This is a genomic window from Pedobacter sp. ok626, assembly GCF_900100435.1.
GTDB lineage: Bacteria > Bacteroidota > Bacteroidia > Sphingobacteriales > Sphingobacteriaceae > Pedobacter.
Map to the genome: position 1 here is coordinate 14,585 of NZ_FNEX01000003.1, position 21,117 is coordinate 35,701.

14 protein-coding genes are annotated in these 21,117 nt (G+C 42.0%); all 14 read right to left on the reverse strand.

The genetic code is table 11. The features are described 5' to 3' along the window. Positions 1-2: 2 nt before the first annotated feature. Positions 3-1,208, reverse strand: a complete 1,206-nt coding sequence (locus BLS35_RS04365) for an Nramp family divalent metal transporter (protein ID WP_090778196.1) — start codon at positions 1,206-1,208, stop codon at positions 3-5. Positions 1,209-1,385: 177 nt separating this feature from the next. Beyond that, positions 1,386-2,957 (reverse strand): SLC5 family protein, encoded by a 1,572-nt coding sequence (locus BLS35_RS04370; RefSeq protein ID WP_090778198.1) that lies wholly within the window; start codon positions 2,955-2,957, stop codon positions 1,386-1,388. 32 nt (positions 2,958-2,989) lie between these two features. Further along, positions 2,990-4,351, reverse strand: a complete 1,362-nt coding sequence (locus BLS35_RS04375; RefSeq protein ID WP_090778200.1) for a neutral/alkaline non-lysosomal ceramidase N-terminal domain-containing protein — start codon at positions 4,349-4,351, stop codon at positions 2,990-2,992. Beyond that, the gene (locus BLS35_RS04380; RefSeq protein WP_175459570.1) at positions 4,348-5,121 is read right to left on the reverse strand and encodes an SDR family NAD(P)-dependent oxidoreductase; all 774 of its coding nucleotides are present in this window, start codon (positions 5,119-5,121) and stop codon (positions 4,348-4,350) included. The genes BLS35_RS04375 and BLS35_RS04380 overlap by 4 nt, the downstream gene beginning before the upstream one ends. 17 nt (positions 5,122-5,138) lie before the next feature. Continuing rightward, positions 5,139-6,317 carry a galactonate dehydratase gene (gene dgoD, locus BLS35_RS04385; protein WP_090778204.1) on the reverse strand — a complete coding sequence of 393 codons (1,179 nt, stop codon included), beginning with the start codon at positions 6,315-6,317 and terminating at the stop codon, positions 5,139-5,141. Next, positions 6,317-7,651: an aspartate aminotransferase family protein gene (locus tag BLS35_RS04390; protein ID WP_090778206.1), complete on the reverse strand. Its 1,335-nt coding sequence runs from the start codon at positions 7,649-7,651 to the stop codon at positions 6,317-6,319. Before BLS35_RS04390 ends, dgoD begins: the two co-directional genes overlap by 1 nt. A 226-nt stretch (positions 7,652-7,877) precedes the next feature. After that, positions 7,878-8,516 carry a GntR family transcriptional regulator gene (locus BLS35_RS04395; RefSeq protein ID WP_090778209.1) on the reverse strand — a complete coding sequence of 213 codons (639 nt, stop codon included), beginning with the start codon at positions 8,514-8,516 and terminating at the stop codon, positions 7,878-7,880. Positions 8,517-8,657: 141 nt separating this feature from the next. Continuing rightward, on the reverse strand, positions 8,658-9,656 hold the full coding sequence (locus tag BLS35_RS04400) for a DUF4466 family protein (protein WP_090778211.1): 999 nt from the start codon (positions 9,654-9,656) through the stop codon (positions 8,658-8,660). Positions 9,657-9,670: 14 nt separating this feature from the next. Further along, positions 9,671-10,075: a DUF5018 domain-containing protein gene (locus BLS35_RS04405; RefSeq protein ID WP_090778214.1), complete on the reverse strand. Its 405-nt coding sequence runs from the start codon at positions 10,073-10,075 to the stop codon at positions 9,671-9,673. Positions 10,076-10,098: 23 nt separating this feature from the next. Next, positions 10,099-11,940 carry a RagB/SusD family nutrient uptake outer membrane protein gene (locus BLS35_RS04410; protein WP_090778216.1) on the reverse strand — a complete coding sequence of 614 codons (1,842 nt, stop codon included), beginning with the start codon at positions 11,938-11,940 and terminating at the stop codon, positions 10,099-10,101. Between the two features lie 12 nt (positions 11,941-11,952). Beyond that, positions 11,953-15,126, reverse strand: a complete 3,174-nt coding sequence (locus BLS35_RS04415; RefSeq protein ID WP_090778218.1) for a SusC/RagA family TonB-linked outer membrane protein — start codon at positions 15,124-15,126, stop codon at positions 11,953-11,955. A gap of 521 nt (positions 15,127-15,647) precedes the next feature. Further along, the gene (locus BLS35_RS04420; protein ID WP_254778671.1) at positions 15,648-18,425 is read right to left on the reverse strand and encodes a DUF4962 domain-containing protein; all 2,778 of its coding nucleotides are present in this window, start codon (positions 18,423-18,425) and stop codon (positions 15,648-15,650) included. A 10-nt stretch (positions 18,426-18,435) separates the two neighbouring features. Then, the gene (locus BLS35_RS04425; protein ID WP_090778220.1) at positions 18,436-19,563 is read right to left on the reverse strand and encodes an acyltransferase family protein; all 1,128 of its coding nucleotides are present in this window, start codon (positions 19,561-19,563) and stop codon (positions 18,436-18,438) included. A 104-nt stretch (positions 19,564-19,667) separates the two neighbouring features. Beyond that, positions 19,668-21,116: a RagB/SusD family nutrient uptake outer membrane protein gene (locus tag BLS35_RS04430; protein ID WP_090778222.1), complete on the reverse strand. Its 1,449-nt coding sequence runs from the start codon at positions 21,114-21,116 to the stop codon at positions 19,668-19,670. Position 21,117 lies beyond the last annotated feature (1 nt).

Sequence of the window (21,117 nt, forward strand, 5' to 3'; positions counted from 1 at the left end):
TGTTACTTCAAAAACAGTTCAAAAAAGTTATAAATCGCCAGCGTCACCAGTACCAAAAGTCCGGCAAAACCTGTATACCTGGCAAAAGGACTATTCACATGCTCTCCCATCAAGCTGCGCTGATTCGAAAGCATGTACATCGCAACGCCTATAAAAGGAACTAAAAATATAGTGATACTTTGTGCAAAAATGATCAGCTCTAGTGGTGGTTTTTCATATCCTACGGCAACAATACTACCTATAATCATTACCAAGGCGATAAAACCCTTTACCACTTTCGAATCCAACTGACTGCCATAGCCAAAACCATCAGAAAGTAAAGAACCACCAATAGTTGCATTACCTACCAGAGAAGAGAAAGAGGCCCCAAATAAACCTACCAGAAATAGCAATGAGGCATTATGGCCAAAAAGTGGCTCCAATGCAAGTGCCATATCAGAGGCCTTGTTTACTGGAATCCCCTGCTTATTGAGCACAGCAGCTGCACATATCATCACCACTGCACTCATTATACCAAGGATGATCATTCCTATAAAACCCTTGCTATTTTCCAAAACAGAGCCCGGATTGGCCCGCTTCCTTGCCTGCATCAGATAAGCCTGATAAAAAGCGCCGACAATAGAAAAACAAGAAGCTGAAAAAGCAATAACTAAACCCGTCGACCCATGTGGAAAGGAAGGAACAAAACCAGTAAAAATGCCCGAGAGGTCTGGTTTAACCAAAAACATGGTCGTCAAAAATGCAAAAAGCATCAAAGCAACAATGGCGATCATTAGACGCTCCAGGGTCTGATAAAAATTGCGAAAAAACAACAAGGCTATACTTATTAAATTAAAAAGAATAATCCATGGAGCAGGCTTAGTCCCCGTAGCTTCAGATAGCGAAATGCCGATACCAATAGAGTTCCCGGCCTGAAAAGAAGTGCTGACTAAAAAAATTCCAACGCCCATTAAGCCAGCTACCCATTTGCCATATTCTTTGCGAATAGTAGTCAAAATGGAATCGTCAGTGGCCATACCAATCCTGGATCCAATAGAAGTGAAGACAATCATAAAGAAAATAGCAACAACGACCACCCAAAGTAAACTGTAGCCATACATCGCCCCCATTTTCGAGGTGATCGTAATTTTACTGGGCCCAAAAACTATGGCCGCAGTAACAATACCGGGACCAAGTGAAACCAACCATTTTTTTACAGAATTCTTCATTTACCCTTGTTTGCTTATGTTATTAAAACTATATGTATACAAATATATTATTTTTTTGTATACAAAAAAGAATATTAAAAAATAAATAAAATACTTAAAGTGCTGTGCTACAGTGCAACTAATTTAAATACTCAAGAAAGCGAATAGAAATACAGGCAAAGCCTAGATACCTTCGGACTACGCGTATCTGATATAGAAATACAATACGATAATGGTGATAATGGCCCACCAGATAAATGGATTGCGCAGCCCCCGCTGTTGTTTCCTTTCCTCCAGAGGAAGAGAAAGACTATCGCGTGTCCAAATCAAGCCAACAAGCTCTTCAGCTGGTTTGGGTTTAGTCACCAGGCTAACCAGCACACAGCACAACATACAAGCCCAGAAAACAATGCCCGTACGGTTAAAAAATGGCATACCTGGAAAACCATACTCAATAGCCAACGACAATGGAATGGTTAAAAGTCCGGCGGCCACAGCTCCTGTATGCGTAGTCCGTTTCCATAGGATACCCAATAAAAACATAGCTGCAATACCAGGCGTAAAATAACCGTAAGCATTCATCAGGTAGATAAAAATAGGTTTATGAGAATACAGCGTGAGCAAGCCCGTACAAACAATACCCAACACAATAATGACAACCCCAGTGATGCGACCAAACCTCACCGACTGCTTTTCTGTAGATTTAGGTTTGATATAAGGCAGGTAAACATCCATAGTTAAAATGGTGGTACAAGAATTTATTGCGCCCGAAAGGTGCGACATCACTGCAGCGATTAAGCCTGCCATCACCAAACCAACCAATCCCGAAGGAAGTAAATTCTCTACCAAAGTAGCAAACAGCAAATCGGGCTTATCCAGATTAGGAAACAATTTAGGCGCTACCAAGGCCGGGAATATAATCAGCAATGGAAGTAGAAACTTCAGGTAATCACCAAATATAATCCCCATACGCGCATGCCATTCATTTTTAGCTGCCAGCGTACGCTGCACAATAAACTGATTGGTCGCATTATAAAATATGCTGATGCACAAAAGTCCACCCAGATACATTGTCCATGGAAAATCAGGATCATTAGCAGGCATCATCAATTTCCAATCCTTCGTTGTTTCCAACACCGCCGAGAAACCTCCAGCAGCATCAATTGTATTATAAGAAAGCGCGAACATCCCCATCATCAACACCGCCAACTGAACCATTTCAGTCCATATTACTGCGCGCAAACCACCCGCAATTGTGTAAATACCCGTGGTAACAGCCAAAACCAATACACTTGTCAGCATGGGAATGCCCAACAAAGATTGCAACGATAAAGCACCAAGGTAAAGTACAGCACTAATTTCAACAAAAATATAGGTCATCAATACCAATACCGAATAGATGGTACGTGCACCTTCTCCAAATCTCTTTTGCAAAAACTCAGGCATGGTATAAAAACCGTTGCGCAGATAAAAAGGAAGAAACACCCATAACAAGGCATTAAAGCCGATTAAGATCGCGCCCCATTCAGTCACCATAGCTACAAAACCACGGTTATAGGCCACGCCCATTACACCAACCAACTGGTGACTGCTGATGTTTGCGGCAATAATACTACCGCCAACCATCCACCAGGGAAGTTTGTCGCCGGCTAAAAAATAATCTCTTTTTGTATTACTCCCCTTACGGGATGCATAAATACCAAGCGCAATAATACCAAGAATATAAATACCAAAAACGGCAGCATCGAGGGATGTAAAATTTGAGTTCATTTGGTTTATCTGGTTTCGTTGATGTGGTTCGATTATTTCATTAATGCTTTTGCAGTGGTTATCGCGGTTGTGGTCAGCTGCTCGAGCCCGCCCGAAGCAAAGGGTGTTTGCCATACGGCGTACATGTTCTTCGCATAGAGCTCCCGGGGCGGTAAATAGCCTGCATAGCCATTCACAATGTTCATCACTGCGACAGCATGTGGTGACAAAGCTTCACGGAGCGCTTGCTGAAAATAAGAATAGGCTTCATTTGGCTGTCCAACAAGACAAGCCTCACCAATGCGCCATACCCAGAGCGGCATCATGGAGACATCGCCATCTCCAACGGTTTTACGAATACCCCGCATCCGCCACAATCTTTCTTTAAGTACATGATCCTCACATTCGCGCCACTGACTTTCTATTTCCGCCAGCGAGGGAAGTTCCTTTAAGGCGAACGGTATATTGATCATTTGCAGCGCTAATCGCGTTGAGGCGGTACGTGGATACTTTCTCCAAACCGCAAGCGGAGCACCCGATTCTACTACCTGAGCCAATTTCAGCTGATAATTTGCAGGATACATCGCTTCAAGTACACCTAATGCTGCGTAGCCTAACTGTCTACCATAACCATCCGCCAACTGGCAATCGCCCGAATACTGCTCCGATGGTGCCAATTCTCCCGAAGCACCCTGTAAAAAAAGACAAGGAGCTTCATGCTGCGCTTCCAGCAATTCCCGCATTGCGCCTACGTAATCCGGAGAAATCAACCGATTATCCCAGGCTAAAGTCGTCGGGTGACAAGCGTAATTGACGATGGTTCCCATAATTGCTCCCTTTGCATTCGTAATTCGTCCAACCAGTAAAGTATCATCAGCCTTTTGGTCTGGATTGTACCCTACCAATAACCTGTCATTTTTCTCTTCCGGTAAATCGCGATTGGTAGCCAGCTCACATTTCCCATAACGCCAGGAAAGCGTAGCTACTGCAGCGCTGCTAAGGGCAGCCTGAACAGCTAAAATCGCCGCTTCTTTAATGCATTTTAAATAGGGAATGATGTACTCCCCACCTGGTTTTGAAGTGTCCTCAGAGAACAAACCCGGACCAGCATGTGTGTGCGACAAGCAAAACATCAAATGAGATGCTTCCAAATCAAAAGCTTCCAATATGGCCCCACGCAACTCCTTTTCATCGGCAGCGCTTTTCCACCAACCCAGATCAGCCGAAATCAAAACCAATGGTTTATCCTGTTCAGCTTCTTTAAGGGTGATACAAGTCAGCTTTAACGGCTTATGTATCCCTTCAGCCACATCATGTGTAGCCGCTCCCCAGTTCCGGGCGTAAATCCCTACCGGAGGAGTAATATCTTCCTGACCTACGCCAATTATTCCGGTAAAAGATGAATCATAGGTCATAATGCACGCAGTGAAAGTCCACCATCTATTAATAAAGTACTACCGGTAATGTGCTCATTAGCCGGATGACATAAATAAGCCACTTGTTGAGCGACAGTAGCGGCGCTCATAATTTTACCAACCGGCACTTTTTCTTCCGCCTGTTGTATCAATTCCGGATTCTTCGCCCATATTTCAGCGCTCAGACCTGCCTGTACATATCCCGGAGCAATTTCATTAACCATGATCTGATGTGGCGCCAATTCAAGCGCCATGCACTTGCAGAGCATCCGCAGACCGGCTTTCGACACACAGTACGCTGGCAAATTAGGATGAACAGCCGCTGCAGCCCAACTTCCTATAAAAATCACATGACCAGGCAATTTTTCCTCCAGCATTCTCTTTGTGGCTTTCTGTGTGAGGTAAAATGCACCATCCAAATTCACACGCAATTCGCGCGACCATTCTTCTGGGCTAACCTGATGAATACCAGCTTGTGTAACTGTTGCCGCATTTGAAATGATTAGACTAGGAACACCCAACACCTCTTCCACTTCCTGTAGCCATTTATCGACCTCAGCTGCATCAGATACATCCACCTTGGTGTAATGTGCAGCAACGCGATATTCCTGCTTTAGTTCATTTAAAAACGCCTGAGCATCCTCCTGAGCTTGTAAATCGCCAATAGCGATCGCTGCTGCCTGTCCCGCAAATTCGCGGCAAATAGCCTGTCCAATATCTCCTAAGCCTCCGCTGATCACCAGGACCTTATTCTGAAACAATTTCTCCATGTGGATTATTTTTTAACCTACCAGTCTCCTACGCTACCATCTCTATAAAATGTTCTTTGCAATACTTCCTGCTGGAAGGGATGCTTTTTCACTTCTTCTTCATTGATTTCTATACCTAGTCCGGGACGAGTGTTCGGACGAACGATTCTTCCTTTCTTTTCTACTGTAAAGCCTTCACTAACGATATCCGAACGCCATGGCACGTCATTGTGTACACTTTCACAGATGATATAGCCTGGTGTTGCAAAGCCAAATTCTATTGAAGCTGCCGTACTTACCGGTCCTTGTGGATTATGTGGTGCTATAGAAACACGATAAGCTTCGGCCATAGCCGCTATACGTCGCACTTCACTCAATCCACCGCAGTGCGTAATGTCCGGCTGGATCACACTAACCGCCCTTTTTTCAAACATTTCACGGAAAGCATGAATGGTAACCAGTCTTTCGCCACTAGCGATAGGTGTAGATACCGCCCTTTGAATCAATGCAATATCCTCGATCGACTCCGGCCAGCAAGGCTCTTCAAAAAAGTAAAGTCCATACGGCTCAAGTGCTTTGGCAAACTGCATCCCCATACGCGGGCTAGGCCGTGCATGACAATCCACCATAATATCTATATCGTTACCCACAGCTTCACGCATCGATCTCACACAAGCCTCTGCATAATGGATAGGCTTCAAGCCTTCAAGCGGCATTGTTTCGGGCACTGCCATTGATTTAAATGCAGTAAATCCATCCGCTACCGCTTGTTGAGCCAACTCGCCAAAACGATTGGCATCATCAGGTTTAGTCTGATAGAAATCTTCCATTTTACCACCGCCAAGGTGACAATACAACCTGATATAGTCGCGAACCCGGCCTCCCCATAACTCATGCGTTGGCACGCCATGTATTTTACCTGCGATATCCCAAAGGGCAATGTCGATACCGCTAATCGCTGTACCACGCACAATGCCGTTGCCATGCCAGAAATGTTGACGATACATCATCTGCCAAAGATGCTCTATACGACGAGGATCTTCACCAATCAACAACTGCGACAAATCTTCTATGGCACCAACCACACTTCGGGTATGCCATTCAAGCGTCGCTTCGCCCCAACCCCAAAGGCCAGGTTGATCCGTTACAACTTTTACAAAGATCCAATTCCGCATACGCGCATGGCATACGTAAGTTTCTATAGCGGTTATTTTCATTACTTATTTAATAAAGCTGACAATACTTTTTTATTTTTCTCCAATGTTTCTTCTATATCTGCCATGCTATGCGCAAATGATATACTTCCTTGTTTAAAAGGCAGCGGGAAATTAAATATCCCTTGTTCTATCAATTTATGGCGATAGTTTTTATCAAAAGCAGCATCATTATGTAAAGCAATATCGTGAAAATCTTTTGGAGCATGATCCATAAAATAAACACAAAATGCAGATCCCTGACGGGCAACATAAAAGGGTTTATCGTACTTCGACAAAATATCATTTAAGCCATTTTCTAAGGCTGCTCCTAATTTATCAACGTGTTGATATACGGAGAATTCTGATGAAGAAAGCTTCTTTAAGGTAGCGATAGCCGCTATAGTGGTCAAAGGATGCGCATTAAACGTACCAGCAATCAACACCCGCTTTTCCTTATCTGGATGTACAAAGTAATCCATGTATTTCGCTTTCCCTGCAATCACCCCCATCGGATAACCATTGGCAATCGCTTTCCCAAAAGTACTGAGATCAGGAGTTACGCCACAAATGCTTTGATACCCCCCTAAGGCATGACGAAATCCAGTTTTCACCTCATCAAAAATAAGCAGGAAGCCTGTTTCATCAGCCAGCTTGCGCAAACCTTCCAGGTAACCGGCTTCCGGTTTTACGATACCTATGTTTTGTAGTACAGGCTCTAGTATTAAACAAGCAACGGGATAGCGCTTAATGATATATTGAATAGAGTCAAGGTCATTGTAATTGACCACATGGATCAATGCTTTGTGTTCATCCGGAATTCCAGCAGACAAAGAATCAAAGGGATACTCACCCGGACTTACCCGTTCGCCAATAGCCTCCAAATCACTAATCACATTTCCTGCTACATCGTTGTGCCAGCCATTGTAGCCACCCTGCATGATGATCACATGATCTCTGCCTGTTACAGCACGCGCAATACGGATGGCATGATAGGTCGCTTCAGAACCCGTAGTCGTAATTTGCAATTTCTCGGCGCTTGGCACACTCTTACAAAACAACTCTGCAAACTGTCCTTCAAGATCAGTTGGACCAGCGCCCATCAATACAGAATCGTCATTTATTGACGCTAAAACCGCTGCATTTACATCAGGGTCGTTGTGACCAAGGAAAGCTGCTGCAAACCCTGCCTGATAATCAATGTACTCATTACCTTCAATATCCCAAACTCTGCTCCCTTTACCTTTTGAAAAACAAATATTAGGTTCAGACTTGCGATTAAGTGAAACAACCCCACCAGGAATCCATTTTTCATTCTTGGTAATTATTGCTGCCGATTTTAGCCAACTATTTATCATTTTCTTTACGTTTTAAATTATCCATCATACAACCAGTATTAAGATTAGCGTGTACTTTAAGAAATCAGATACCCAATACGCTATCTTTGTATACAAATATATAACTTTTTTGTATACATCATAATGATATAAAATTTAATATTTTTTTTTTATGATGACTATTTAGGGCAAAAAAAAAATGCCGCGACCATAAAGCCGCGGCATTTCAAAAGAAAATATATTTTACCTACTCCAATTCCAGTGAAGCAACTTCCCCACGAAGCAAGTGTTTACTCAGAAACTCTTCAGCTTTCTTCAAGCTCTTAGCCTTAAGTGCTTTCAAAATTTCGCGATGCTCTTTATCAGTCAACTCATAATCATCCATATGTGTTTGCGACCTGCCCAGTTTTAAATGGAACAATGGAATATTACTAAGTTCATATAACTGTCGCAATTTGGCATTCCTTGCCATATTAATCAGTGTTTCATGAAACTTTACATCAGCCTCACAGGCCCCCGAGAAGTAACCATTCTTCACCATCTGCGTAAAATCATCACATATCCTATCCAATTCGGCGATATCCTCATCAGTTACGTTATTAAAAGCAAGTCTTAATGCACCTAATTCCAGCAATTCCCGGATTTCCCGGATCTCATGAATATCCTCTGCAGTCATTGTCTTCACGTAATAACCACCTTTCTCACCTGTTTCCAGTAAGCCTTCCCCTAATAAACGGTTTAATGCTTCCCGAACCGACACTCTACTCACCTCCGTCTTTGTAGCCCAAACATCCTCTTTTAACCTGGTTCCAGGAACGATCTGATTAGACAATATCTTTTTGCGCAGTTCAGAATATACCTTGTTTGATTGCGAATCTTCTTTCATGTCAAATTATGTAAACGAATTTAAATATAAAAAGTAAACAATTTTAAATTTTATTGCAAGATACTAAACAATTTATGTTTTTAATACAACATAATATCCTACTTTATTTTGAGATCGGGCGGCAGAGCCCCCACATCTTACTTACTTTATAGTCAATCTTTTGATTCCAATGGTCATTTGTTTGCTTGTAGCAGTATTCACTACACTATTAACATAAATATAAGCTCTGTATTTACCGTCCGCAGTTTCAACCCAAACGCCAGACTCAGCACGTGTGTTGATAGCGAAATCCGGCGCATCAGTAAAATTGCGCTGCTCCAGATCTATATCATCAACAAAAACACTCGTCGCCAGTCCGGTTGTATTTACCAGTTGCTGATCTCTGATATCCCAAGCCTTAATCAGTTTTGTTTTGTTAGTTAATCCAGCAGGCAAGGTTATTCCCGGCCTATATTCAACACTTGCTGTTGGCGCTACCAACGCGTGATTAAAGGTTACACCAGTGATCGCACGATACAAGTAAACCAGATCAATTTTAGATGGATTAGCAGCAGCAAATGCAGCATCATAAACCGCCATATCAGCTATAGACAGGTAACAAGCCGTAGGATCTGTGACTATCAGGTTTTTTTTGATATCCATTCTTCTGATAGGATGTGGACCTGATTTATAGCTATTTGTCTCTCCATTGGTAGAAGTTACGGAAAAAGTAAAAGTTACTTCTTTGCCCCGCGCCTCTTCCGGAACCCTGTAGAAGTAACGTAAGGTAGCCGCAGAAATATCAGCATAATAAGTTACAGTTGTAGTATTTCCACTATTCACGGATGGTGTTCCAACTACCGTCCCCACATCCAACCCACCGGAAGTTGTCGTGTAAAATTTATTATCCATGTAAGTACCTGTGGCACCTGCAATAGAAGCTGTAACCGTTGCCGAAGCAAGCTTCCCTTTTTCAGGCAACAAAGCCATTGCATAGGCAAATTCAATATCCATTCCTACTATACTCGGACCTAATGATCGTTTGATTAAATCGTTCTGTAGTCCCGATGGCGACGTAGGCGTTTCGTATTCTTTTTCTTTGCAGCCTGTAAAAACAAGTACAAAAAGACCAAGCACATATAAAATATATTTATTCTTCATGACGCTGTTTTTTTTTAATTTATTTTTTGAACTGAAAGATTAACCGTGTAAGTCTTCCTTACTTTTCTATTGCCTGAGATTACAGTCCATTTTTTCGGATTACTCAAGTCAGAAAAATCCACCTTACCGGGGATTTTAGGATCTAATTTAGCATCCGTAACCAACGTAAACTGCGGATAAAGATTCTTCAGGTCTGTTCCAAAAAGCACTTCCACGGTGACTGTCTGCGCTGTTGTATCTACAACTGCTGCTTTGCTTCTTACTGTTTGGTAATCAGCTCCCAGTATTTCGAAACTGCTGACATAACAATCCGATCTTGTAGTGATCAGTAAGCCATCTTCGTCAACGGGATACCCCTTTTTACATCCTGTAGCAAGTAATCCTAAAAGAACTAGGCTAAAATATATTGATTTTTTCATTTCGATCAATTTTAATTAATAGGTTATCTCCATGGTGTATTTTGGGTCAGATTCTTGTTGCGCGTACGTTCACTTTCAGGAATCTGATAGATATAGCAACGTTGGTAAGTCAGCTCAGGTGCATTTTGAAAAAAGCGTTCCCAATTGTTACCATGTGTATCCATAAACCATTTTCCATCCCCGTATGCTGGACCAAATACGCGTTCAATAGCTCTCCAGCGACGCAAATCAAAGGCCCGCTGCCCTTCACCCACCAGCTCAACAATACGTTCTTGTTCAATAGCGCTAAAAAATGCAGCAGGACTTGAGGTTTTTGCGGCCGCCAAAGGAGGGAGATTCCCTCTACGGCGAACCCGGTTCACTAATCCGATTGCATCTGCCTGCGGCCCGTCCACAGCATTTGTCGCTTCGGCATACATTAGAAATACATCCGCCAACCGCATTACAGGCCAGTTAAAGTCGCCATTACTCCTTGCTAAACCTCCATAGTTCCTAACAAACTTTCTAAATTGATATCCGGAAAGATTGGTTCCGTTATCAGTAAAATAAGGATAAACTACACCGTTAATTGTCGAACTCCCACTAAATGTTTTATAAACAAAGTTCACAAAAGAAGTCTGATCAATTTCTCCCTGCCCCATAATCTTTTCATTGTCCCATAGCATAGTGGCTTTCATCCGATAATCGCGATCTCTATAACTCTCTGGATTAATAGCTGAATTCGGAGCTGTACGTGCTCCCGCTACATTTGGCTGTATCTGTACTAATGGAGGCAGAAAATCTCCGGTAATGGTAGACTGGTAACGATTAGCCAGTTCATAACGTGGTATCACCTGGTTTTGCCCCAGTCCATTAAGCGGACCAGTAAAAACGCGCTGATATTCATCCCCTTGCACAGGGACCAGACTTGAGCCATGTGGCAGCACCATTAACATTTCCCCATTAGCGTTCGAATTTCCCGGATTAGGAATAAACATGTAATAATAGTTAGGCAATACATCTGCAGCCCCCATTGTACCCCATTGCCCAGGATCACCTCCCCGGAAAAGATCCAGGCCGTAATTCTGAATTACCCCCTTAAAATCTGCCGCCGCCGCCCTATAAGCAGCTTCTGCTTCAGTAGCGCTTGGCGTAAACTTATCCAATTCAGGCCAGCCAAACCTATTCCAGCTTGCCCAGAACAATTGCATTTTTCCTCTAAAAGCCAAAGCAGCAGGCTTTGATGGCCGGCTAATTACCGGATTTTTCAAAGGTAATTTCTCAAAGGCATAGCTGAAATCGGCCAAAATAGAATCTTTAACCTGCCTAATAGGCATCCTCGACAGGGTGTCGACGTCTATAGCATTATAAACAATCTTTCCTACATAAGGCACATCCCCCCATAGAGAAATTAAGCGCAAATAGGTAATTCCCCGCAACAAGCGAGCCTCCCCTGCGATACCTTCCAAACTCTTTGTAATTGCTTCCGTCTTAGCAACAGGCAACATACGAACATTTATATTTTCAATAACATAATTTGCATGCGTAATAACACCATACAGGTTTTTGTAAGTCTCCAAAGCTGAGCCTCCATAATTACTTGGACTATTAACACCAAGAGGTACAGGGGAAACAGCGCCAGTATTATATACTTTAACAAAATCCCCGTGCCCTTCAAAATGATAATCACGGTCAAAACTGGCACGAAAAGCATTGTAAACGCCCATTAAAGCCGAAGTCGCATCTGCTTCTGTCTGCCAGTAAATCGCAGATGGCAAGCCAACGGTAGACTTTTGATCCAGCAAATCCTTTCTACATGAACTGAGCAAAGACGACCCAAGCATGACAATCATGATAGATAGCCGTATAAAATAATTTTGTTTCATGATGATCTTCTTTTATAATTCAACATTCAAGCCCAGTACAAACATTTTACTAAGCGGATATACATCATTGCTGTAACTCACCTTTTCAGGATCTAAACCACGATAATTAGTAATCGTAGCCAGGTTATCAGCAGAACCATATATACGAATACTTCCCAAGCCTATTTTTTTCATATAGGGCTTATTAAACGTATACCCCAACTGCAAATTTTTTACGCGTAGGTAAGTCACATCATCCAACCAGAATGTACTCGCATTAGTAGTAAATGGTGCAGCGGCAGTACCGCTTGTTAAACGAGGCAAAGCAGCTCCCCTATTATCTACAGTCCAGGTATTCTGGTACTGATTCCAATTTATAGCCTGATTGGTAGCTTGTGTAATCCTTGTGTTGGTCATGTTGTTATTGTAATAATCCTTACGTCCTGCTGCCCCCTGCAACATCACCCCCAAATCAAACCCTTTCCAGGATACATTACCCCTAAAAGCAAAATTTGTAGTTGGTCGCTGTGTTTGAAAACTTGGATAAGCTACCTGATTATTGTGATCGATTCTTCCATCCCCATTTACATCCTTCAACAAAATATCACCAGGAGAAGCACCTTGTATAGGTGCATTATATACATCCTCCCAGGTTTGCGCAATACCAGACGATTGATAAGCATACACAAAATAATAGGGCATATCGATAAAAACAGCACTTCGATTAAGGAATTCTGGCCATTTTTCTAACACAGTAGTATTATAACTTGCGTTTAGATTTAACATATAACCAAACTCACCTCTATTTTCTTTCCAGGTCAGATTAGCTTCAACTCCACGATTACGCAGATCCCCGAGGTTTTTCCTTGGAGCGGGATTAAGGGCTGCTGAAAGCAGAATTGACAAATCTCCGGGACGAATCATTCCTGTTGTTAACCTGTTGTAATAATCAAACTCGGTAGTTAGTCTATTTCCAAAAAATGCCATATCAAGTCCCAGGTTTAACATGGTAGTTTTTTCCCAGGTCAGATCTGTGTTGATTAGTTTTCTGTTTTGAAAGCCAGTAACAGCGCTCTGAGTAACCGCATTACCATTTACAGAACTCGCAACATAATTCGTATTTGTCAGCACTTCCTGTTGTTCATACAAGCCAACACCATTATTATTCCCCAACGAGCCATATGAAGCTCTGAACTTACCATTGGTCAGTCCAATTTTATCAGTAATCGGTTTAAGGAATGCTTCTTCAGTAAAACGCCAGCCTATTGCTCCTGAGGGGAAAACACCATATTGGGAGCCTTTAATAAAACGGGAAGATCCGTCAACCCTGAAGTTAGCTTCAAATAGATATTTATTAAATGCGCTATAATTTAGACGTCCGATATAGGAGCGCATCCCTTCCGTTGTAGAGTTCCCGCCGTTAGTCTGAGAAGGGCTACTCAAAGCAGCATCGATTTCATGCAGCAAAGGATGATACCTGTTTTCCCTGCTGGCACTTAAAGTTCTAATCTTCCAGAATTCTTCACTGTAAGCCGCCATTACATTAAATTCATGGTTCTTTGCAATCACCTTATCGTAACTGATTTTTGCCGTAAGCTGAGTCTTATAATTATTTCTGTCAGTATTATAAACTCTTTCATTATCGCCAACATAAGTACGACCATTGAACTGCTCTGTTTGAAAATTATAGGCTTTAGAAGGAATATCTGCACGCCAGGTAAACTGACTACCATAATTTAAATTATAATCAATGCGTCCTTTGAGCCCGGGGATCGGATTGTACTCAAGATAAATATTTCCCATTGCCTCCTGGCGTTCCACATTATTTTTATTCCTGTTGATATAGTCGACATATGGATTGCTAGCCAATATACTTTCATTATAAGCCATCGCACCGCCATAGTATCCAGTAACCGGATCATAAGGTGTTACACCTGCCGGAGCTGTAAAAATATCCAGTCCACTGGAACCGTTAGCTGTAAAACCTTCTTCATAATTATACTTGTAGTCCGACCAGTTGCCTGAAAACCGAACTCCCGCACTAATGTTCTTTTTAATTTTGGCATCATAACTAAAAAGCGCGTTGTATCGCTTAAAATCGTTCTCTATCTGTATTCCCTTTTCATCCATTGCCCCCACAGAGAGATAAAAATTAGACTTTTCATTCCCTCCTGTGGCTGAAATATTATAATTTTTCAACTGTCCGTTTCTTGTGATCAAATCCCACCAATCTGTATTCGGATAACGAAGCGGATCAATCATACTCTTAGCAAACCATTCATCAATTGTTCCATTTTTAAATGTAATTGAGGCTGGCACTAAACTAACCGCCTGTGCACGCTGTGTAACAGTTAACGCTTTGGCATAATTTGACATAAACTCAAAGGCATTCGTTGGCTTTTGTATGGTAGAACTTATCGAAGCATTTATTTTTGTTCCTTGCGCCCCTTTTCCAGATTTTGTAGTGATGAGAATTACGCCGTTTGCACCACGCGAGCCGTATACAGCTGCAGAAGCGGCATCTTTTAAAACAGACACACTCTCCACATCGTTCATATTTATACGATTAATATTGACATCCGGCATTCCATCTACCACAATTAGCGGATTGGCGTCATTCACCGTCCCTAAACCACGGATCAACAGCGTAGCACTATTATTACCTGCCATACCAGAAGTTTGATTTACCGCTAAACCCGGCAACATCCCCTGCAATGCCGAAGAAACATTCGGCAAAGCCCTACTGGTCAGTTGTTCGTCCACTCTTATAGCAGCAACAGCCCCAAGTAAATTTACTTTCTTTTGCGTACCGTAGCCCACAACCACCAGTTCATTCAGATTCTGGGTAGAAGACACCAATGTCACTGCAGTAAGTTTAAAATCTGCGATCCTCTCGACATCCGCATAGCCCAATAAATGAAATCTTAGCATATCTCCACGCTTTGCCTTGATTTTAAACTGTCCGTTACTGTCAGTAACAGTTACCACATTCGTCCCAACGACTCTCACTTCAACTCCCGGTAAAGACCTACCGTCCGAATCAACAACCTTTCCCTCTTGAGAGACAGGGTCTTGCTGTATGAATAAATGGCTATGCAATGGTTCGGCCTCAGCCTGCAATATGCCTACTACTGATACTGCAGCAGTCAGGCCCATTATTCTCCAACATTTAATAAAGCCATTTGGCCAAGAAAAATTTGATTTCATTACCTATGTGATTTGCATAGTAAACACTTTCTTATTTATAGTTATTAGGGTAGATCTGAGTTGAGTAGTTACCTTATTTTCATGCGTTACCTCCTTTCATGCTTTTATCAAACCACCCGTACAAATCATAAACAGCTAAATTTTAGACCAAGCAATAGCCAGGATGCACATCCGGAAGAATGGCTTCAAAAATTTATTAAGCAATATGTATGGGCAATCTAAATGGTGTTAGTTTGGTTTTATTTTCTAATTGGTTTGTTTTGGTTTTTTAGCTGTTATGTATACAAATATATAATTATTTTGTATACAACAAAATAATACACAAGGTTATTTAACCTATTTTACCACAAGAAGTTAAAAAAAAATGTCACAACCTGTAAAGGTTGTGACATTCAATAAAACTAACCATATAATTAATCTCAAGCCTCTATTACCGATAAAAAGAACATCAGCAACAAAAGTCTTTCAAATAACACACATTTATGTAAACATTATTTAATATAAAAAGTAAACACAAAACACTACCTAAGATCAGCCACACCATAAACCCTACCTGGTGTTGCTATAAACTTCCCGCCCTCGGTTTTAAATGAGATCGTATTTTTGCCAGGAACAACATCATAGTTAAAATTCACTTTACCGTCGGCATTCTTCACATTCCAAAATCCAGAATCTAAGCCGGTTAGCACAACCTGATAAGCAGAACCAGCAGGAACATCTACAGTAAATGAAGACCTAATAAAATCTGAGCTTGAGCTCATGACCACGATTCTATCAGCAATCCTAACCTGGTAACATGCCCCTGTTTCCTTAAAATCTAAAGGCAATGGTTTGGTATCCCCAGAAGTCATTTGAAACACCGTCAGAAAGCGATCCCGTTTATTGGCTTTTTTTGGAGAGATCATAATGCGATGTCCATTCGCTTCTGCCTTTGGCGAAATCACTTCAAATTGCTGACCAAAGGTACTGTTGGCCGCTTTTCCGCTTAAAATCTCAGTCTTACGATCAGCGGCTGATGGCACCAACATATTTACATGTGTTTTTCCTACCAAACCATTCAGCTCACTTTTCAATACCAAACTCCCATTCATTTCTTCAGGTTTATTCAACGTATTGATTTGCCAATACTTTTGAAATTCAGGATTAGCAGTCGTCATGTCATCCGTTAAAATAATCACAGCAGGCACATCCGCTCTGTTTAAGTTCAGAAAGCAAAAGCCCCGTGTATAATTACTCATCTTAGCACTATACGCGCCTGTCAGATCCACTTTAAAATAGCTATACGAAGGTTTTAGCTTTGAAGGCCCAAAGTCGGTAGACAACACCTTTCCATTGTCAAACCAAGGATCTGAAGTCACTTCCTCAGGAGTTAAGGGGAAACGTTGATTAAAACGCGTTCCGCCATCCAGGAATTTTGAACGAAACAGCAATTGCTCATTCGGGTCTTTAGCCAGCATCAAACTGTGAGCAATGGATCTTTTATTAAAATTATAATCATAAGGCGTGCCATAGGATAAATACAATCCAATATCACCTACCTGGATACCATGATAATAAATCTGCAATCCACCGGCATCCGATTGTTGATGGTTGCCAAACTGATAGCCACCACCTTTTATCTCAGCAATCACATCATTACTGCTTTCCTTATTATCCCAGCCTGTACGGGCAACCATCCCACCCAATACTTTTCCAAAATCTTTAGTCAAAGGCAAAGTATTCAAGTTATGATCTGCTTTTAACTTCGGATCATTCACCAACAAAAACAACACTGGATTGTCAGGCAACCCACCCTCCCGTTCAAATTCCCCTTTAATCATCGGATCATTAGCATAGGCAGAACTCAATAGCATAGTTTGTGGTTGCTTCCAATAAAGTGGCCTTTCGCCTCCAAACTTTACACTAAACATATCGCCATCACGCAACATATAGCCATCCGGCAGACGCATATATAGCCAATAATAAGGCAAGCTCTTGATGTTATCGTCAAAGACAGACAAACCCGTCATCCTATAATAAAGCCAAACGGCATACATTTCCCAGCCAAAACGATAAGCACCATAATCCACGCCCTGATTGTGACGCGGCGACTCATATTCAAACTTCCGCATGGGCACTAAATTCTCTAAAATCGCATAAGAGGTGTACTTATACAGTTCAGGGTTCTTGTCATAAAGCGCAATACTCATCGACAACAGGTCGCGACTTAATTGCGCCTCATTTCCATGGCCATTCACAATACTATCCATAAATGGTGGCCAGCCCATTTCCATTTCTCTGGCTAAGCCTAGCATCTTATCGTATAACAGTTGCTTATCTTTTTCGCTCAATAGATCATAACACCAATCGTAAACCAGGGATGCAGTATAAATAGCTCTACCGATTTCACGGGTAATGTCTCCATACTTCACATTCCCAAACTCCAGCATCGTCATGTAATTGACCATCAATCGAGCAGCCTCCTGACCGACTTTTTTATCCTTGGTCATCAGATAATAAAAAGCTTTGGTCTGAGCAGCCTTCTCTAGTTCTTCCTGATAAAAAACTTCCTTATTCGCATCAAAATCAAATCGATAAGGCACCTTAGCTGAAGCTGAAACACTGGTCCATATAGCTTGATTTTCGCCCTCAGTCAACCGCGCCTTTACCATTGGCAAAGTCTGTGGAGTTACCCAAAGTCTTGGGTGACCACTAGGCGGTACAATCTTGGGCACATAATTACGCGCTGCCAAAGGTACTTCCGGAGCATTATAATTCTTCCACTCTATATAACCCAACTGAACGCCTTTTGGCAACCACAGCTTAACTTGCTGGTCTTTGCCATTCAGCTCAAATTTACCAGATACCTGATTCGCCGCCTGATGCAAATCATATAGAATACGTTTTGTGGGCCGCTCATCTCCAATCTGTATCTTCACATACAGCGCAATCACGTTGCCCTGCTCGTCCTTTTTCAAATCCCCCGCAGGAACAGCATAGGTCGACAATTGATAGGTTCCTGCCTCAGGTACTTTTACAGCGAATACCACATCGGGTTCAGAAAGTGGAGCATCTACCTTCGAAACTTCATTCTTCTTCAACATCAGGCCGTTTTCATTCCCAGCACCAGACGTTTTTTCTGTAGTCTTTGCATTAATCTGCGCCTGATCGGCGGGGAAACGCTTTACAAACTTATCCCCCACAACGTACGGGTGTACCTGTGAGAATGCTGCTAATGAACTAATGTTCAATAATATTATAAAAACAAAACCTATTTTCACTTTCATCATCATTTTCAAATCGAGGGTAACGAACAGCATTCTTTTGTAATTAAACCTTAATATAAATCTTATTCTTATTTAAAAGCCATCCAATGCACCAGCAGAACAACATATTTGTAAGCGCAAAAAGCAATGAGCCGGCAGAACCAGGCAAAATCGCTTGAAAAACACTATTGTTAATTTGTTCGTAGAGATTAATTGAGCCTACCGGGATTTTACGGAGCACAATCAATAGCATTTCTGCAAACATGTAGATCACCAGGGGATTCTTCCCAAAAATGGTAAAGAAATGAACCCAGCCCTTGTCAGAACTACCTTCTTTATCGGTCATCAATACCAATAGAGGAAGCAGCATCAAATCAAGACCAATAGTTAAAAGTGAGAACGAGCTCGACCATATTTTCTTGTTGATGGGAAATACAGTATTCCATAAAAGCGCTAACACAATCCCGGCAATTCCGATGAGAAACAATGGCCTTATTGCCAGGCGCGACATGCCCTTTTCCTGGAGATACTTTCCTACCAGATAGCCAGCCAAAGTATTGACTACCGCAGGCAGCGTACTGAGCAAGCCTTCCGGATCAAAAACGCCATGATCATAGTAAAGATGAGCGCTACCAAAAAGCAAGATATCCAACTTTGTAATTGCATTTCCCTCAATAGAAAAAGGGTCGCCGGTACCAAACATCAACAGCACAACCCAATACACCAGGAGTATCCCTAGCCCCAAATAAACCAAAAACCTGCTGCTTAGGTAACGAACGGCCAATGCGGTCAGCAAATAACAGATCGCTATACGCTGCAAAACACCGAAATAACGGGTTTCAGCAATCGGAAAAGGAATTATGTTGTTATGGGCATCCAATCTGTAAAAGGGGAACCAACTCATCAAATAGCCCAACAGAAAGATGATAAAAAACCGTTTAAAAATACGGTACAACACCTGACCAGAAGACAGCGTTACAAACTTCTTCTCAGAAAAGCTTAAAGCATTTCCCACCGCAAAAAGGAAAGATGGAAAAACCAGATCGGTAGGTGTAAAACCATGCCAGGGAGCATGATCAAGCGGCCAGTAAGGCAAAGCTCCCGAACCCGGGCTGATGACAATAATCATGAAACATATCGTCATTCCACGAAAGACATCTAGTGCAGTGAAACGGGTTGTAGTTTCGGTCATTTTTTGCAGCTAAAAAGGAAATTAATATCAAACATCATTTACAATCAGGCTGTATCGTTAATTAACAACACAGCCTGACTGATTAAAAAAAACCAAAAAACAAACTAATAACCTGGATTTTTTGCGATCCCAGGATTCGCCATTCTTTCTACTTCAGGAATGGGCTGCAACCTTCTAAAATCAGTAGTCAGCACATTTGGATAAGCAGAATAAGCTTTAGCACCCATGTTCTGACGGGTAAAACTCACATTTGTTCGCATCAGGTCAAAAAACCTTAAGCCTTCAAAAGCCAATTCCTTACGTCTCTCCAATATAATAGCATCAATCAGCGCCTGACCAGTATAGGTATAAGCAGCAAGTGATGGATCTCTATTTTGCGCAACCATATTCAAATACTGTCTGGCAGTCGGTTCATCATTCAACTTTGCGTAGGATTCCGCTAAGGTCAACAACACCTCGGCATATCTAAATAACTTCACCTCATCCCGATCTGCAATCCCCACATTCTGGTATTTATTTACATAATAAGCCTGGAAGGCACCGGCACCTGCTCCTCTCGTACTATTCAAAATCAAATCCCTTCTTTTATCGGTTGTGCTGTAAATGGCATAAGTATCATCCGTCACCAAATAATCGCCTATTCCACCTTTTGCGTACAACCAATCCATTCCTTCAACACCATTATTGGCCACGGCAGTATTACTGAGCTCAAATATCGTCTCTACCTTATCCGTTCTAGGTGTTGTTCCTGCCCAGTAAGCCGTGAAAGCTGGAGCACCAACAGCCAAAGAATAGCCGGCGTCTTTTACGATCAAAGCGGCATCGCGAGCGCTCGCATAATCTCCTTTATACAAGTAGGCTCTTGCCTGAATTGCTTTAACTGCAGCTTTAGATATGAAATTAGTATTGGTCACATGGATAGCTGGCGGCGTTGCCGGCATCATCGCATACGCTTTATCCAAATCACTGATAATTTGCGCATATACTTCCGCCACCGTATTTCTTGGCGGCAGAATCAATACCCCTGCTTTATCAGATGAAATGGTGATCAGTGGGACACCATCTGCAGAAGGGTTCACCGTATAAGGTTTACCGTACCAGTTAACCAAATTAAGGTATAGCAAGGCTCTTAAAGCATAAGCTTCTCCCCTCAACTGGCTCGAATTCACACTTTCTTTCAAGTCAGAACCAATGATTCTATTGGCTTGCAATATCGCATAATAACTCTGTGCCCAAATATAGCGCGGCTCAGTAGCGTTCTCTGCAAAAGAGTAATTGTTCAGTGTAAGCAGTCTACCTGAATTTGAACTACTCAGGTAAACATTGTCAGCCAGTATATCGCCCATAACAACAGAATTCCGCCCAAATAAAAAGTAACTCTGCAAAATCCTGTAAGTACCCGCAAGGGCCTCCATCATGTCGCCATCAGTCAATATGGCTTTATCTACTGCAACTGCAACTGAGGGATCCTCCTTTAGGAAATCTTTACTACAAGAGGTAGTCAACGTGATCAACAAGAGCAGGAAAGATATATATGTATGTCTAGTTTTCATC

Excerpts from the sequence above, each read along its gene's own strand:
- BLS35_RS04365 (WP_090778196.1), bottom strand. The coding sequence starts at position 1,208 with ATGAAGAATTCTGTAAAAAAATGGTTGGTTTCACTTGGTCCCGGTATT.
- BLS35_RS04370 (WP_090778198.1), bottom strand. The coding sequence starts at position 2,957 with ATGAACTCAAATTTTACATCCCTCGATGCTGCCGTTTTTGGTATTTAT.
- BLS35_RS04375 (WP_090778200.1), bottom strand. The coding sequence starts at position 4,351 with ATGACCTATGATTCATCTTTTACCGGAATAATTGGCGTAGGTCAGGAA.
- BLS35_RS04380 (WP_175459570.1), bottom strand. The coding sequence starts at position 5,121 with ATGGAGAAATTGTTTCAGAATAAGGTCCTGGTGATCAGCGGAGGCTTA.
- dgoD (WP_090778204.1), bottom strand. The coding sequence starts at position 6,317 with ATGAAAATAACCGCTATAGAAACTTACGTATGCCATGCGCGTATGCGG.
- BLS35_RS04390 (WP_090778206.1), bottom strand. The coding sequence starts at position 7,651 with ATGATAAATAGTTGGCTAAAATCGGCAGCAATAATTACCAAGAATGAA.
- BLS35_RS04395 (WP_090778209.1), bottom strand. The coding sequence starts at position 8,516 with ATGAAAGAAGATTCGCAATCAAACAAGGTATATTCTGAACTGCGCAAA.
- BLS35_RS04400 (WP_090778211.1), bottom strand. The coding sequence starts at position 9,656 with ATGAAGAATAAATATATTTTATATGTGCTTGGTCTTTTTGTACTTGTT.
- BLS35_RS04405 (WP_090778214.1), bottom strand. The coding sequence starts at position 10,075 with ATGAAAAAATCAATATATTTTAGCCTAGTTCTTTTAGGATTACTTGCT.
- BLS35_RS04410 (WP_090778216.1), bottom strand. The coding sequence starts at position 11,940 with ATGAAACAAAATTATTTTATACGGCTATCTATCATGATTGTCATGCTT.
- BLS35_RS04415 (WP_090778218.1), bottom strand. The coding sequence starts at position 15,126 with ATGAAATCAAATTTTTCTTGGCCAAATGGCTTTATTAAATGTTGGAGA.
- BLS35_RS04420 (WP_254778671.1), bottom strand. The coding sequence starts at position 18,425 with ATGCTGTTCGTTACCCTCGATTTGAAAATGATGATGAAAGTGAAAATA.
- BLS35_RS04425 (WP_090778220.1), bottom strand. The coding sequence starts at position 19,563 with ATGACCGAAACTACAACCCGTTTCACTGCACTAGATGTCTTTCGTGGA.
- BLS35_RS04430 (WP_090778222.1), bottom strand. The coding sequence starts at position 21,116 with ATGAAAACTAGACATACATATATATCTTTCCTGCTCTTGTTGATCACG.